We start from the raw sequence: 14906 nt of genomic DNA, 5'->3' as shown, positions 1-14906 counted from the left end.
CATAGCCCGGCTCAAAACTGAGTGGGGCTTTTAATTTTAATCCAGATGAATCCGTGTATATTAACTTTTTTCTATGAATTTCAGTAGAAAATAATTTGGAAGCCGTGTTTTTACGTAGTTTTGCAATCAGAGAATTTAAAATTGGGATGCGATCGCTATTTACCCCTACTAGTCTGTCAGCTTTGAATCTAGGGGTAGACAAGTTCGTAGTAAGGACTTTATCCCTAGATTTTTAAGCACGCTTCGTGTTTACTACGAACCGAGTAAAATTAATGGGACAGGCCACTAATGACCGATTGGCGCTTTCGCTCCTGCGCCGCCTTTGCCCAGGAATAATAATAGAGGTAATGAGCAAAGGAACCCTACCCCTACGACTCGAAAGCAATCTGCGTAAGATAAAACAGCAGCTTGAGTATCTACTATTTGACTTAATAAAGCTAGTGCTTGTTGTTGCGCTGTTGCCGCATCCATGCCTTGGCTTTGAAGTGCCCCATTGAGCAAGTCGAGACGCTGATTGGTTTCTGGGTCATAAGGGCTAAGTTTTGCTGATAGGATAGCTCGATGAAAGGTCTGCCTCCGGTCAAGTAGAGTAGTGAGTAAGGCAATGCCGATACTGCCACCTAGTTGTCGAGTCAGGTTGTAGAAACCAGAACCAGCAGAAATATCTTTTTTGGGTAGCGGCCCTAAAACTGCCAAACTCAAAGGGAGAAACATAAATACAGTAAAAGCTCCGCGCCATACCAATGGCCAAAATAAATCGTCTGTCCCGCTTTGTGGGGTAATTGCTGCCAATTGAAACATGACTCCAGATGAGCCGACAGCGCCGATCGCAATTAAAAATCGGGCATCAATTATACTAGTCAGTTTGCCTAATAAGATCATACCGATGGCAGATGCTAAAGCTCCAGGTGCTAACAATAGTCCTATTTGTGTTGCCGTAAATTGCAGCACGCTCTGAGCAAATATCGGCACAGCAAAGAGTGCGCCATAAAGCCCCATACCCACCACTGCTGAGAGAACGCTTCCCGCAGCTAAAGAACGGTGATGCAAAACTCTCAAATCCACAGCAGGGTGATGTGTTTTCAGTTCTCGCCAAATAAACAACCCCAAGCCGATAATACCAAGGATAGCCAGAGTGACGATGAAACCAGAGGAAAACCAGTCATCTGTCTCCCCTTCTTCTAATACAGTTTGTATGCTACCCACAGCCACGACTAAAAACCCAATTCCCCACCAATCAACAGCTTGGTTTTGAGCCTCGTTCCTGTCCTTATTCTTTGGCAAAAACGCCAAAGACATCGCTACTGCGATGAGCCCAAAGGGAATGTTAACAAAGAAAATCCAGCGCCAGCCTAAACCATCTACTAAGAATCCTCCCAAGGTTGGGCCAATTGCCGGGCCAGCAATTACACCTACACCAAAAACTGCTTGGGCCAAACCTTGTTCAGCTGGGGGAAAAGTCTCGAACAAAATCGCTTGGGCTTTCGCTAGCAACCCGCCACCGCATAAACCTTGGAGAATTCGGGCAACGATCAACATCGGTAGATTGAAGGACAGCCCACATAAAACGGAGGAAATCGTAAAACCAATCAGTGAGAAGATAAAGTAGGTTTTACGCCCAAAGTAATCTCCCAACCATGCCGATAAGGGAATTAAGACGACGTTAGCGATCGCATATCCGCTAACTACCCAACCCACTTCACTGACAGTTGCACCCAAAGTCGCTTGGATATCGGTGAGAGCTACGTTAACAATACTAGTATCAATTACTTCTAAGATGGCACCAAGGGAAGCCGTAAAAGCGATCGCCCACTTCAATGGCCCGTGAACATAACCAAATTGGTCAAAACTAGAACTTTTAATATTAGTAGCCATTGTTACATAAATAATATTTGGAAGATGTCAAGCAATGCCTTGATTGAGACACTGACGCCAAAGCTAAAATTAAATTTTATATACATACGCTACGGTAGCGTATCATAATAAAACAGTCAAGGAAGAATTCAATAAAAAGTAGGAAAAATACCTATGCTAAGGATGGATGGTCACTGCTGCTATTTTCATGCATCAGAATTGGGGTATAGGGGTTATTTGCTTCCTATAGGCAATGTTCTATGCCCAAAGCTAGGAGCAAATAGCCAAGAAGATATTGCTTGGGGATGATATTTTATGAGTAAGCAAATCAACAGCCTCTCTGGACGACCACGCAGCATCCAGGCCGATCAGGCTATTGTGCAAGCGACCTTGGATTTGCTTGCAGAGGTAGGATATGAAAGCATGAGTATAGAAGCGATCGCTTCCCGTGCTGGAGTTGGTAAAACGACTATCTATCGACGTTACACTTCCAAAGAAGAACTAGTTGCAGACGCGATAGAAAGTCTGAGAGATGATTTAGTGATCCCCGATACTGGCAGGTTTTGGGGAGACATGGATATTTTGATAAATAATGCTGCCAAAAAAATAGATAGTCCCCTTGGTCGTCAGACACTCGCCTTGATAATTAGTACAGCGTCTAGCAATCCTAAGTTTGCAGAGGTTTATTGGACAAAATATACGAAACTTCGACGTAAAGCCTTTTCTAAAGTACTAGAGCGTGCCAAGTCTAGAGGCGAAATTCACAAAGATGCAGACGTAGACTTAATTATTGACCTTCTAAGCGGGTCACTATATTATGCACTGATATTTAAACCCACAACTGAGCCTGTAGAAACATACATGCGCCGCACAATAAATCTTCTCCTCAAAGGAATTGGGAATGGGGCATCCCTTCGGCTTCGCTCAGGGCAAATGGGAATGGAGAATGGGGAATAGAGAGACAAGGGAGATAAGGGGAATAACCAATCCCCAATCCCCAATCCCAACTTGTTATCAAAATAACTTTTCAGTACAGGTCATAAATGAGATGATGGATTAATTAGAGAAAAAGGTGAACAATTGTTATTTTTCTCCTTCCGCTTCTGGTTCCAGAATGGCATTACAGTATTGAATGAGAGTGGTCAAGCGATCGCTAATCGTCTGAAGTCTCGTTTGTACAGTAGATGCTTGGCGCGCTCCTTGCAAAAACATCACATCTATTGCCAACAGGCGCAGTTGCTTGCTCATTTCGGTTTGATAAGACTGCACTCGCCAGTTTTCATCAGCCAAAGGCACAATCTGCTCCCCAAAGAATTGCTGCAACGAGGCTACACGCTGCCGCAGTTGTGGTGCAACAATTTGGGTCGTTGTGGCATCGGAACGTAATTGCTCTAGCAAGGTTACGAGTGCCAGATATTTCTCACGATTTAAAGACATCCAGTGGTAGTTAAGATAGTATTAATGTCAAGTAATTTTTCTTCTACAATAAACTTTCTTAAACACTTATCAGCACTAAAAGCCTCAAATCGGGATTTGGGGCTTTGTTTGCCATCAATCGATTTTCTTTATGATCTTTGAAACTCTAATTGGATGACTACCGCACGCTCCTGTGTCGCTAACGCTGCGCTATCGGAAATTGGAAAATCATCTTTACACTGTTTTTTCTATCGGTCTGTGGGCGACAGCATCTTTTTACGGCGATGCTGCCAGTTTTATTTATCATTCACTTAATCTACCGATCCTATCCAAACCCAATTGTATGAGCAGCCTAGCTATAAATTTATCAGTTGATCTTTCTATTCCAGAATGGTTAAAGAAATGTTTGAAGGAGTCATCCACAAGTAGCGGCACACCAGAAGATGACCGAAAGCATAGTGATACAGTCTTAATTGGTCGCGCATTTGAATTTGCTTACCAATTGCATGAAGGTCAATACCGCAAATCGGGAGAACCATACATTGCTCATCCCATTGCTGTGGCTGAATTGCTGCGTGACTTGGGAGGCAGTGCTGCTATGATAGCAGCTGGATTTCTTCATGATGTCGTTGAAGATACAGAAGTAACAAGTCAAGAAATAGAAGAACGCTTTGGCCCAGAAGTGCGGCAATTGGTTGAAGGTGTCACCAAGCTTTCTAAAATCAATTTTACTAGCAAAACCGAAAGTCAAGCCGAAAACTTCCGGCGAATGTTTTTGGCAATGGCGCAAGATATTCGGGTAATTGTGGTGAAATTGGCAGATCGTTTGCATAATATGCGAACTTTACAATATATGCCAGAGGCCAGCCGTCGCCGCAGTGCCCAAGAAACGCGAGATATCTTTGCACCCTTAGCCAATCGCTTGGGGATTTGGCGAATTAAATGGGAACTGGAAGATTTGGCTTTTAAGTATTTGGAACCGGAAGCTTTTCGCCAAATACAAGAGCATGTTTCTGAAAAACGGACGGCGCGAGAAGAGAAATTGGCTAAAGCTACGAAAATGTTGCAAGAGCGTTTGCAGCAAGCCGGAATTCGCTTTCAGGATATTAGCGGTCGTCCTAAGCACCTTTATAGTATTTACCAAAAAATGCACCGCCAGCAAAAGGAATTTCATGAAATTTACGATTTGGCGGCGCTGCGGATTATTGTTCAAACCAATGAGGAATGCTATCGGGCGTTGGCGGTGGTCCATGATGCTTTTCGCCCAATTCCTGGAAGATTTAAAGACTACATTGGACTGCCAAAACCTAACCGTTACCAGTCGTTGCATACTGGGGTTATTGGACTAACTGGCCGTCCTTTAGAGGTGCAAATTCGGACAATCGAAATGCATCATATCGCTGAGTATGGGATTGCTGCCCATTGGAAGTACAAAGAAACAGGAGGTTCTAGTATTAGCCATTTGACAGAGACGGATGACAAGTTTACTTGGCTGCGGCAACTGCTGGAATGGCAAAGTGATCTCAAGGATGCACAAGAATATCTTGATAGCGTCAAAGATAATTTATTTGAAGATGATGTCTATGTCTTCACGCCTAAGGGGGATGTTGTTCCTTTAAGCCCCGGTTCCACCACTGTAGATTTTGCTTATCGGATTCATACCGAAGTAGGAAACCATTGTTCAGGGGCGCGGGTGAATGGGCGAATGGTATCTCTGTCAACGCGGCTACACAATGGCGATATTGTAGAAGTTCTTACCCAAAAGAACTGCCATCCGAGTTTGGATTGGTTAAACTTTGTCAGAACTTCAGCAGCGAAATATCGGATAAAACAATGGTACAAGCGATCGCGCCGGGAAGAAAATGTCGCCCGTGGACGGGAATTGCTAGAAAAAGAACTCGGTAAAACTGGTTTTGATAGTTTGCTGAAGTCGGATGCGATGGAGACTGTCGCCCAAAAGTGTAATTACCACAGCGTAGAGGATTTACTTGCCGGTTTGGGTTACGGAGAAGTAACGTTGAACTTAGTGCTAAATCGTTGGCGAGAAGTGGCGAAAGCACAACAACCAGTTTCCACTGTCTCGCCATTTATTCCTAAAGAACCAGCTACATCAAAAGCTTTGCGGGATGCACCTGCGACTATCTCTCGCTCTAGTGATTCGCCAATTATTGGGGTAGAAGGGTTGGTGTATTATTTAGCTGGGTGTTGTACTCCGATTCCTGGCGAACCGATTATTGGTGTAGTGACGCGAGGTAGAGGGATTTCAATTCATCGCCAAGGCTGCAATAATTTAGAGACTGTGGAATATGAGCGTTTAGTACCAGTTAGATGGAACCCAGCCGCCGAAAATAGTGGTCGTCCGCACACATACCCAGTAGATGTTCAAATTGAAGCTCTTGACCGCGTAGGGGTGCTAAAGGATATTTTGTCACGGTTGAGTGACCAAGGAATTAATGTCCGTCATGCCCAAGTGAAAACCTCTGTTGGTCAACCTGCATTGATGGACTTAGGAATAGATATACGCGATCGCTCGCAATTAGAGCAAGTGTTTGTCCAAATTAAGAAAATGAGCGACATTTTGAATATCCGCCGCATTGGTCAAATTGACGAGTAGATGCGCCTGTAGGGTGCGTTAGACTGCGTTAACGCACCAATTTTAAGTTGCGATTTCATATTTCAAATTTCCTTAAAATAATCAGCCTTGACCATAGGCGATGGTTTATAATGGCAAAGTTACTGTAAATGTAGATCCTTTTCCTAGCTGTGAATCTACTTTAATTTCACCATCCATTAACTGAACCAATCGAGAGACTATTGCTAAACCTAATCCTGTACCATCAGAACTTTGCACTTGGGGAGCAGTTATTTCCCGAAAATAAGGTTTGAAGATTTGTGCTTGAGCATCTAAAGAAATACCAATACCACTATCAGTAACGCAGATAGCCCACTGCTGTTGAGATATCGTCCAGCACTGCAAATGAATTGAACCAGATTCTGTGTAGCGAATTGCATTACTCAGCAGATTTGTCAGAATTTGCTGAAGCCGAAGAGAATCTGTGGTAACTTGACTTGGAGCGCGTTCGCATTCAACAACCAAGGATAATTCTTTAGTACGCGCTAATGGCTCAATCATCTCTAAAACAAAGTTGATTAAACTACGCACATCAGTTAAAGTAGGCTGCAATTTCATCTGTCCGGCATTATAGCGCGAAATTTCGAGAGTATCGTTGATTAACCGCAGAAGAAGCCTACCATTCTTGAGAACTCGCTCAATACTTTCAATATTTGAATACGTGTCCTTGATTTCCGGTTGTTGTTGACGCTGCTGGCGCAGAAATAAGTCTGCGTAACCGATGATTGAAGTCAGGGGTGTTTTCAGTTCATGAGCCAAATGAGAGAGGTTATCTTTATTAGCACTAACCAGACGAGTTAGTTCTTGGTTAGTCAACCGTAACTGACTTTGGAGTTGTTTAAGCTCTTGTAATCGTCCTTGAGTATAACTGTTAAAGCAACGCGCGATCGCTTCATCAATTACTGTATCAATCAGGCGAACAGTCCTTAGCACCTCTTGTGCAGATCCCTGTAATAAATCTTCTTCTAAAAAGGAAAAAATTACAAACCGGAGTAAACGATACTCTCGCGCAATTTCCTCTGGTTCAAATCCCTGTTGGGCGCGAAGTGTACCGTGTTCTAAACTTGCATCTACTACTGTTTGCAAATCGCTCGTTTCAGATTCAGAAAGTACTGTTGCTAATGCTTTTAAAATGCGGGGTAAGCTATTCCGTACAGCGTTGAAAGTAAGTTCATTAGTAGCTTCAATTTGTTGATCTTGGTAAACCGCTTTTACCCATTGATCAACAATGGCATCGCTTTTTGCAATTAGAGTCTGACTAAAATCCATCTTTTGCTCAACCAAAGACAGTAAGCACGAAGCCCTTTAGGCTAGAGCTAGCTTAAGACATTTAAGGTAAAGTTGGCAACTGGCAAAAGATAAATATTAGTGAAAAGACTGTTGATTAGTTGAGATTACCTTCAAAGTGATTTATTAATTTTTTGACAACTTTAAAATTAGTTTTTCATTCGCTACTAAGAATTTGGTTTTACATATTTACGTTACATCTGGTTTAGGCTGCTAGTTTGCTCGTTTAGGTGGTTGAATTTGCGATTTTCCTGTCCCATCTTGATCAAGTATAATAATTGTACTTTAAATTTAAGGTTTACTTTATAATCAAGGAAGATTTCCCACTAAGCCGTGGTGACAATGCCCCTGTGAATTGGTTTATCTTAAACAAATTTTTCATTAGGATAGCCCACAAACCTTGTGTTTTTAGGCAAAATTTATACATCAAAAGTACTCCATGAGAATACTATCCATCCTCCACAAACCAATCGGAAAGTACAAAGGAGAAAAATTTTCAGAAAATAAACCAGGAATACACGATTTGGATTCGTTTTTCTGTTCCTTTATTTGCCATCACTTAGTTTCAAAAGGAGAATATCTTGGATGGCTCGAAATAAAAAGAAATCAGCCGGGTTCAAGTATGAGCGATCGCAACATTATAGATGCCCTATTTGTTGTATTATCCCGCCCCATATACTAAAAAATGTCGTGGTGAATGGCAATCCCCAGCAGCGTACTTGGGCTTTTCATACATTAAATATTTCGGCACAATTTCTGGGACGGAGAAACATTGTAGGTAATATTTCCTTTGCCCCTTCCCCTGGTGAAAAGCGCCGCACCATCTATGATGCCAAAAATGGACAGCAACTCCCTGGTACGCTGGTGCGTAGTGAAGGAGACCCTCCCAGCAGTGATCCAGCAGTGAATGAAGCCTACGATGCAGCAGGTGCTACTTATGACTTGTTTCATGAGATGTTTGATCGCAATTCCATCGATGACAAAGGACTACGTTTAGACTCCACCGTGCATTATGGCGCTCAATATGACAACGCCTTTTGGAACGGCGATCAAATGGTTTATGGTGATGGCGACGGAGAAATGTTTCAATGCTTCACGAAATCAATTGATGTTATTGGGCATGAACTAGTTCATGGTATAACCCAATATGAAGCGGGTTTACAGTATTATGGCGAACCTGGGGCACTGAATGAATCATTTTCTGATGTCTTCGGTTCCTTAGTCAAACAAAAGACCAAAAATCAGACTGCACAAGAGGCAGATTGGCTCATTGGCGAAGGTCTTTTGCTATCGACTATCAAAGGTGTTGCCCTGCGATCGCTAAAAGCACCGGGAACAGCATACAATGACCCAGTATTGGGTAAAGATCCGCAACCAGCCCATGTAAAGGATAAATATACTGGTACTGATGATAGTGGCGGGGTGCATATCAACTCAGGAATCCCTAACCATGCCTTTTATCTAGCGGCTATTGAGATTGGTGGTTATGCTTGGGAAACAGTTGGCAAAATCTGGTATATTGCTTTACGCGATCGCTTGAATGCCAAAGCAGATTTTAAAAAAGCTGCCAACGTCACCATTCAAGTTGCTGGTGAACTCTACGGTAATGATAGTAATGAGCAAAAAGCTGTACAGAACGCTTGGCAAAAGGTAGGAGTTGTTTAGAGTTAGGAGTTTTTTCTTAACTTCTAACTTTTAGATGTACTAATTGTTATTGCTAAACTGGGAGGTGAAAACTATTATCTTCCAGTCTTTGTATTTCTCCCAACCAAGTAGCGCAACAAAGAGCAAAAAAATGCGGATATCGTTTGAACGCACAGGCGGCTTTGCTGGGATTACCAAGAAAACAACCGTTGATACAGACACTCTCCCGCCAAACGAAGCCAATACACTTCCCCGATTAGTGGAAGCTGCTGATTTATTTAGGCTACCTGAACAAATTACTTCGCCAAATCCCCAGAGCGATCGCTTTCAATATAAGTTAACAGTAGAAGATAACGGTAAGCAGCATACGGTGACTGTCAGTGAGTCAGTATTGCCAGGAACCTTAAGACCCCTAATTGAATGGCTACAGAACATAGCACAAAAAAGATAATTTGCTTTAACAATTGAATTTTTAGAGGAAAATCCAGTCAGCACAATATAAAATTGAATGCCTAAAGAGATGCATATAACTAGGAGAATCTGAAGTCGTGGGCGAAGAAAATATAACTTTTAATTCCGCAGAAGAAAACCAAACTGATGACTTTTTGCATGTAGCATCTGTAAAAGAGGATTGGGGTGGAGACGGCAGAGGGCGCATGAATTTATCAGGAAGGCGCACAGCGATTTCCAAAGAGTATCTACCTCGCCAATACCAATTCTTTGATACAAATACCCTACCAGAAGAACACGGTTGGCGAGTGAGTGGAATGCCAGATAATGTAGCATTTGGTAGTAAGCGATCGCTAACGTGGCATGACTGTGGTGCATCCACTTCAAAAGTAGTTTTACCGCCTCAGTTTGAAGCGCCTTCTGGCTTTTTTAGTGCCGATTTAGAGATTTTTGTACTCAGGGGTGCAATTCAATTAGGTGAGTGGCAATTAAACAAGCATGGCTACTCTTTTATCCCCGCAGGAGTGAAAGTAGGTCCTTGGAAAGCGCTAGGCAATGAAGAAGTTGAAATACTTTGGATGGAGAATGGCGCTATTCCATTGAAATATAAAAACGCAATAAACGATCATCCAGATGCTAGATTGCGTGACTTCATCCCTGCATTGGATAGCAAATTGCTACCCTGGAGTAAGACAGATACAGTTCAATTTGAGATATCTAAAAAAAAGTACTTAAGAAAAGATAGTAACGGGGGTGGAGTATGGTTGCTTGCTATCTTGCCACATTACGATGGCAAGTATCAAATGATTCAATCTTATAATGAAGAAGCATACGGCTTAGTTGGATACTGTGATATAGGAAATTACAGTTTTGCAAAAGACCACTTTGGCTATTGTCCTAGCTTTAGCACTCTTCCTACACATACAACGGAGGATGGCGGTTTGTTTTTTGTGAGAGTTGATAGGGATTTATCACAAGTTGGAACAGTCTTGTCATATACACCTCAAGACTAATAGATTTGTTAAGCAGCAAAGTTTCTGTCGCAATTACTAGAAGGTCTTTTTAAATAACGTCCAGTGGGTGAACCCAAAACCTGTCCGTTATTAAAAATCAAATTTCCACGCAAAAAGGTACTTTTTACCCTTCCAGTTAACTCCATTCCTTCAAATGGTGTATAACCTTGTTGTGACTCCGACTCAGCAGCACTTACCACAAAGCTTTCATTGGGGTCTACCAGTACCAAGTCAGCATCATAGCCAATGGCAATATCGCCTTTTTCTAACAAACCAAAGCGTTGCGATGGGTTCCAAGATAGCAATTTAGCCATTTGATTGTAGGACATCCCCCGCTTGCTACCTTCACTAAATACACCAGAAAGTAAATATTCCGTACCGCCAAAACCAGACTTTGCTAACCAAATATTATTTGGGTCTTTAGGACTTCTTTTTTGTTCAGCAGAACAGCAAGCGTGGTCGCTAACTATCCAATCTACCTGATGGTTCAATACTGCTTGCCATAAGTATTCCACATCAGCACGGGGACGAATAGGAGGGTTGACTTTTGCCCAAATTGTATTAGGAGTATCGACATCTAATAACAAATGTCCAACAGTGACTTCTCGTCGAAAATTGATATGAGGAAAAGCAGTTTGCATAGTCAAAGCTGCTTCCATTGCTTTACGCGAACTCAGGTGCAACAAATTGATATTTGCACAGTTAGTCTCATGCGCCAAATAAGAAGCAATGCAAATTGCTAAACCTTCAGAATGAGGAGGACGCGCTGCACTGTAAGCGTGTAATCCATTAAAGCTAGAATCGTATTCAACTATTTTAGTGTAGGCGTTGAGAATTTCTGCAACTTCGCAGTGTAAACTTAAGCTGATAGTATCTCGCGCTTCTGGATGTTTTTCCATTAAGCGAGTGAGACCGCGCATAATAAATTCAAAATGGGCGAAATCATACCGTTCCTCTTTATTAATCATTAAAAAGAGGTTTTGCTGGTCTGACAAACCATGCAACCCATATCCGCCATAAAACATGAAAATTTTAAACGAAGAGACACCGTGTTCTTCAAACAATAAAGGTATTTCGTCGATATGCTGGCTAGCTATAGGTGCGATGTGATAGCTGTAATCTACAAAAAAATTACCTGCGGATAACGCCAACACCTCTGGAAAAAAATCGCGGTAGGAACCGCCTTTGTTAAGATAATACTGCCCTGTACGGATATAATTTAAGCTAGTAGTTACACCTCCCATCGCAGCTGCTTTGGTTTCAGTCACAGCATCTTTATTAAGGCGTTGATAGATACCGATGTGCATATGGGCATCCACGACCCCAGGAAAGCCTAACAAGTTTTGGGCATCAAATACCTCTTTGCCTGTGTCTGGGCTAATATTAGGGGCAATCTGAGCAAATTTTCCATCCTTAATGCCTAAATCAAGTAGTTCGATTGCATCCTCATGGGGACGAACTACCCGCACATTTTTGATAATTTGATCTAATACGGGAGTTTCAGACACAGTAGACCTCACACTAAAATGAGTTTAGTCAGGAATTCCAACATCATACCGGGACGCAAACCAAATCCTATCACCATGTAATGGTTTTTTATTCAATTATCTTCAGGAGAAAAGACAATGGATTTTAATGAGTATCATATAGACCCAAAGCAATTTCCTTTTCTCAAAAGTTTTGAAGATAACTGGGAAGTGATTAGAGATGAGTTTACACGCTTTATTCAGGATGCATCTGATGAGGAGTTAAAGTTAACTTATGAGATTCTTGGGCCTAAAAGTCAAACGATTAAAACCAAGGGTGATTCAAAATACAGTGCTTTTGGAATTTTATTTCAAGGTATGTTTATTGAAAAATATATTCAGGTACATCAAATAGAATATCCTGATTATGGGTCAGATGATGCATCACAAAAAGCACTTGTATTAAGAGATAAATATTTCCCAAATTTGGCTAAAGTAATAGAAAAAGTCAACTTTATCGATAATGAAATCATCAGAAATGTGTATTTTGGTACATTTCATCCAGGCTTAGATATCAAGTTGCATGTGAACTATAACCCTCATATGAATCGTGGCTATCTAGGATTAATCGTGCCAGAGGGAGATGTAGCTATGAAAATATGCTATGAGCAGCTTTATTGGCATGAAGGAAAATTCCTGGTTTTAGATCACAGCTATCCACACTGCCCGCATAATTACACCAATTATGATAGAACTGTATTGGTCATAGACTTTTTTAAACCGGATAAACCTAGAGCGGAAGTTATCCAATTTGAAAAAGAACAAGTTACACAACGTATGCAAGATAATCCTTATAGTTTAGGTGTTTTTGGAAAAAGTGATAAAGCTAAAGAAGAAGATTTTATTAAATATGGTTTAGCTTATCAATTAGAGTGGGATAAAGCTTTATAAGCTTAGTGTAATGTAGCTTCGATTGTTGATGGTGCGTTAGTTGAAGCATAACGCACCCAACATTGATATTGATTAAATCAAATTGGTAAATGAACGCAAAAACTTACAAAAAGTTAATAGCAAAGCAACTTGATCAAGATTTTAAATCTGCCGTTGAAATTGTCGAAATTCCTATTTCTAAACCTGCTGGTGATGAACTTTTAATTCAAAACAAGTTTGCTGGCGTTAACGGTGGCTTTGATACTTTACTTTGTCGTGGTGATGTTCCTTATGTTAACTTAATCCCTCCCTTTGATTTAGGTGTGGAGGCTGTGGGAAAAGTTGTGGCTATGGGTGAAAATGTCAAAGATTTTCAAATAGGTGATGTTGTAGTAACTACAGCGCGTGGTGGCGGTTATCGAGAATATCAGGTTATTCATGCAAACTTAGCTCTGAAAGTGCAAGAAGCAACGCCAGAGTTGCTAACACTAATGCCTACAGGTGTATCAGCTTTGGTTGCATTGGAACAAGTGGGAGAGATGAAGAGTAATGAAGTGGTTTTAGTGACAGCAGCAGCAGGGGGAACTGGTCATATTGCGGTACAATTGGCAAAGCTAGGTGGTAATCATGTTATTGGTACTTGTAGTTCTGAGGCTAAAGCAAAGTTACTGAGAGAATTAGGGTGCGATCGCATTATCAACTATCGCACAGAAAACCTCAATCAAGTCCTCAAGCAAGAATACCCCAATGGGATTAATCTAATTTTTGAGTGTGTAGGCAAAGCTGTATTTGATACCTGCGTTGAAAACTTGGCAGTGCGGGGACGTTTAGTAGTGGTTGGTTTTATCTCCGAATACGCAAATAATGTAGAAGAAATTACCCAACCACGCATTTATCAGCAGCTATTTTGGAAAGCAGTTTCTGTGAGAGGCTTTCTCATGCCTCATTATAAAGAATATATGGCAGAGGCACGCGATCGCCTTTTAAACCTGTTCTACACAAACAAACTCAAAGTCGCCGTTGACCCAACACAGTTTCAAGGCATAGGATCAATACCTGATGCTGTAGAATATCTCCTCAGTGGTCAGAATTGTGGCAAAGTAATTGTGAAGTTTTAAATAATACGGTATTAGCTTATATCCAGTCGGGGGTGAGAATGACACAAGATTCAGAAAATACTTTAAAAGTTGCTCGGCAGGCATTTGAGAATCTGACGCATGGTATGGCAACAGGAGAGTGGGAACCTTTGTTAGATATGCTCACAGAAGATTTTACCCTTTGGTTTCCAATGGGAAAATTCCACGGTTTGAATGTCGGAAAAGAGCGAGCTAGAGAATTTTTCGAGTATGTTTTTGAATCCTTTAGTCCTGGTTTGAACCTGACTGGTCTAGACCGTGTTACTAGCAATGAAACGACAGTTGTTTTTGAGTTTCGGGATGAAGGGCTTTTGTTCGGACAGCTTTACAAAAATCGAGTAGCAGTTTCTTTTGATGTGCGTGGAGACAAAATTTGTGGCTATAGGGAATACTTTGGCAGTGATGGAAAATCATATTAAATAATTCCTAACTCGTAATTACAAATTACGAATTACGAATTATTTAATTTCTCTCAGGGTTGAGTTTGTTGATTTCTTTGCATTTAGCCTCTGCGGCTTGATATGCTGCTAAATAGTCTTGACCACCTAACATGACATCACCGTAATATTCATAAGGTGGATCACCATAGATTGGCAATGGATCATCCTCTGGATAATCTTCTTTGGATTCTTCAATGATAGCTTTCAGTTTTTTAAGGGTCAGCGTTTGTGCTGCAAAATACCAGAGGTCTTGAGGATTCTTGTTTAGATGCGGTAATGTGGGATCGACAATGCGGACATTAGAGGCGTCGCCTATCTCAATCCAACCGTGTTCAATCGGTCTGTATGGTTTCCCTGCAAAAGTTAAAAATCCCTGAATATATCTTGCTCCCTCAGTAGATAATGCTGCTTTGTAAGCATTATCAAACGGAGTACTAGCTCTGCTGTTTATCTGTTCAGCAATTTTGATTGACAGCGTTTCATCCAATAGTTTGTTCATCAATAGCAAGGATTAGAGCAGCCATGAAAATATACTATCATTGCTGCTTACCGTCTTGCTTGAGGAAACTTTGATTTTATATTTATCTATAAAATTACGGCTTTTTCGGGGGAGCAAGTTTTATCGCAGTCATCTTTAG

The 14906-nt window shown here is 41.3% G+C and carries 13 protein-coding genes; 8 read left to right on the top strand and 5 right to left on the bottom strand.

Going from position 1 to position 14906, the window contains the following annotated elements:
- Positions 1 to 285: 285 nt before the first annotated feature.
- On the bottom strand, positions 286 to 1875 hold the full coding sequence (locus V7L20_RS23140; RefSeq protein ID WP_334746333.1) for a DHA2 family efflux MFS transporter permease subunit: 1590 nt from the start codon (positions 1873 to 1875) through the stop codon (positions 286 to 288).
- Between the two features lie 294 nt (positions 1876 to 2169).
- Between V7L20_RS23140 and V7L20_RS23135 the strand changes: the two genes are divergently transcribed.
- Positions 2170 to 2811: a TetR/AcrR family transcriptional regulator gene (locus tag V7L20_RS23135; RefSeq protein WP_334746332.1), complete on the top strand. Its 642-nt coding sequence runs from the start codon at positions 2170 to 2172 to the stop codon at positions 2809 to 2811.
- Between the two features lie 126 nt (positions 2812 to 2937).
- On the opposite strand, the gene patD is transcribed toward V7L20_RS23135, so the two are convergent.
- A complete protein-coding gene (gene patD / locus V7L20_RS23130; protein ID WP_334746331.1) occupies positions 2938 to 3291 on the bottom strand; it encodes a heterocyst frequency control protein PatD in 354 nt (117 codons plus the stop codon).
- A gap of 322 nt (positions 3292 to 3613) precedes the next feature.
- Between patD and V7L20_RS23125 the strand changes: the two genes are divergently transcribed.
- The gene (locus V7L20_RS23125; RefSeq protein ID WP_334746330.1) at positions 3614 to 5884 is read left to right on the top strand and encodes a RelA/SpoT family protein; all 2271 of its coding nucleotides are present in this window, start codon (positions 3614 to 3616) and stop codon (positions 5882 to 5884) included.
- Between the two features lie 105 nt (positions 5885 to 5989).
- Here the strand turns inward: V7L20_RS23125 and V7L20_RS23120 are convergent, their stop codons facing one another.
- On the bottom strand, positions 5990 to 7171 hold the full coding sequence (locus V7L20_RS23120; protein WP_334746329.1) for a sensor histidine kinase: 1182 nt from the start codon (positions 7169 to 7171) through the stop codon (positions 5990 to 5992).
- Positions 7172 to 7774: 603 nt separating this feature from the next.
- Between V7L20_RS23120 and V7L20_RS23115 the strand changes: the two genes are divergently transcribed.
- From V7L20_RS23115 to V7L20_RS23105, 3 genes are all read left to right on the top strand, one after another.
- Positions 7775 to 8854 carry a M4 family metallopeptidase gene (locus V7L20_RS23115; RefSeq protein ID WP_334746328.1) on the top strand — a complete coding sequence of 360 codons (1080 nt, stop codon included), beginning with the start codon at positions 7775 to 7777 and terminating at the stop codon, positions 8852 to 8854.
- A 130-nt stretch (positions 8855 to 8984) separates the two neighbouring features.
- A complete protein-coding gene (locus V7L20_RS23110; protein ID WP_334746327.1) occupies positions 8985 to 9284 on the top strand; it encodes a protealysin inhibitor emfourin in 300 nt (99 codons plus the stop codon).
- 97 nt (positions 9285 to 9381) lie between these two features.
- A complete protein-coding gene (locus V7L20_RS23105; protein ID WP_334746326.1) occupies positions 9382 to 10296 on the top strand; it encodes a DUF4437 domain-containing protein in 915 nt (304 codons plus the stop codon).
- Between the two features lie 8 nt (positions 10297 to 10304).
- On the opposite strand, the gene V7L20_RS23100 is transcribed toward V7L20_RS23105, so the two are convergent.
- Positions 10305 to 11804: an amidohydrolase family protein gene (locus V7L20_RS23100; protein WP_334746325.1), complete on the bottom strand. Its 1500-nt coding sequence runs from the start codon at positions 11802 to 11804 to the stop codon at positions 10305 to 10307.
- Positions 11805 to 11921: 117 nt separating this feature from the next.
- On the opposite strand from V7L20_RS23100, the gene V7L20_RS23095 reads away from it, so the two are divergent.
- The 3 genes from V7L20_RS23095 to V7L20_RS23085 all read left to right on the top strand — a co-directional run bounded on the left by V7L20_RS23095 (position 11922) and on the right by V7L20_RS23085 (position 14247).
- Complete coding sequence (locus V7L20_RS23095) at positions 11922 to 12713, top strand: aspartyl/asparaginyl beta-hydroxylase domain-containing protein (RefSeq protein ID WP_334746324.1); 792 nt, start codon at positions 11922 to 11924, stop codon at positions 12711 to 12713.
- An 89-nt stretch (positions 12714 to 12802) separates the two neighbouring features.
- On the top strand, positions 12803 to 13810 hold the full coding sequence (locus tag V7L20_RS23090; RefSeq protein WP_334746323.1) for a zinc-binding dehydrogenase: 1008 nt from the start codon (positions 12803 to 12805) through the stop codon (positions 13808 to 13810).
- Between the two features lie 38 nt (positions 13811 to 13848).
- Positions 13849 to 14247 carry a nuclear transport factor 2 family protein gene (locus tag V7L20_RS23085; protein ID WP_334746322.1) on the top strand — a complete coding sequence of 133 codons (399 nt, stop codon included), beginning with the start codon at positions 13849 to 13851 and terminating at the stop codon, positions 14245 to 14247.
- Positions 14248 to 14290: 43 nt separating this feature from the next.
- On the opposite strand, the gene V7L20_RS23080 is transcribed toward V7L20_RS23085, so the two are convergent.
- On the bottom strand, positions 14291 to 14767 hold the full coding sequence (locus V7L20_RS23080; RefSeq protein ID WP_334746321.1) for a hypothetical protein: 477 nt from the start codon (positions 14765 to 14767) through the stop codon (positions 14291 to 14293).
- Positions 14768 to 14906: the final 139 nt, after the last annotated feature.

The sequence above is a fragment of the Nostoc sp. genome (assembly GCF_036916735.1).
GTDB lineage: Bacteria > Cyanobacteriota > Cyanobacteriia > Cyanobacteriales > Nostocaceae > Nostoc.
The sequence above is the reverse complement of the archived record's forward strand: the minus strand, read 5'-3'. Positions and strand labels throughout refer to the sequence as shown.

Bases quoted from the DNA above. Each gene is read 5' to 3' on its own strand.
- V7L20_RS23140 (WP_334746333.1), bottom strand. From the start codon at position 1,875: ATGGCTACTAATATTAAAAGTTCTAGTTTTGACCAATTTGGTTATGTT.
- V7L20_RS23135 (WP_334746332.1), top strand. From the start codon at position 2,170: ATGAGTAAGCAAATCAACAGCCTCTCTGGACGACCACGCAGCATCCAG.
- patD (WP_334746331.1), bottom strand. From the start codon at position 3,291: ATGTCTTTAAATCGTGAGAAATATCTGGCACTCGTAACCTTGCTAGAG.
- V7L20_RS23125 (WP_334746330.1), top strand. From the start codon at position 3,614: ATGAGCAGCCTAGCTATAAATTTATCAGTTGATCTTTCTATTCCAGAA.
- V7L20_RS23120 (WP_334746329.1), bottom strand. From the start codon at position 7,171: ATGGATTTTAGTCAGACTCTAATTGCAAAAAGCGATGCCATTGTTGAT.
- V7L20_RS23115 (WP_334746328.1), top strand. From the start codon at position 7,775: ATGGCTCGAAATAAAAAGAAATCAGCCGGGTTCAAGTATGAGCGATCG.
- V7L20_RS23110 (WP_334746327.1), top strand. From the start codon at position 8,985: ATGCGGATATCGTTTGAACGCACAGGCGGCTTTGCTGGGATTACCAAG.
- V7L20_RS23095 (WP_334746324.1), top strand. From the start codon at position 11,922: ATGGATTTTAATGAGTATCATATAGACCCAAAGCAATTTCCTTTTCTC.
- V7L20_RS23090 (WP_334746323.1), top strand. From the start codon at position 12,803: ATGAACGCAAAAACTTACAAAAAGTTAATAGCAAAGCAACTTGATCAA.
- V7L20_RS23085 (WP_334746322.1), top strand. From the start codon at position 13,849: ATGACACAAGATTCAGAAAATACTTTAAAAGTTGCTCGGCAGGCATTT.
- V7L20_RS23080 (WP_334746321.1), bottom strand. From the start codon at position 14,767: ATGAACAAACTATTGGATGAAACGCTGTCAATCAAAATTGCTGAACAG.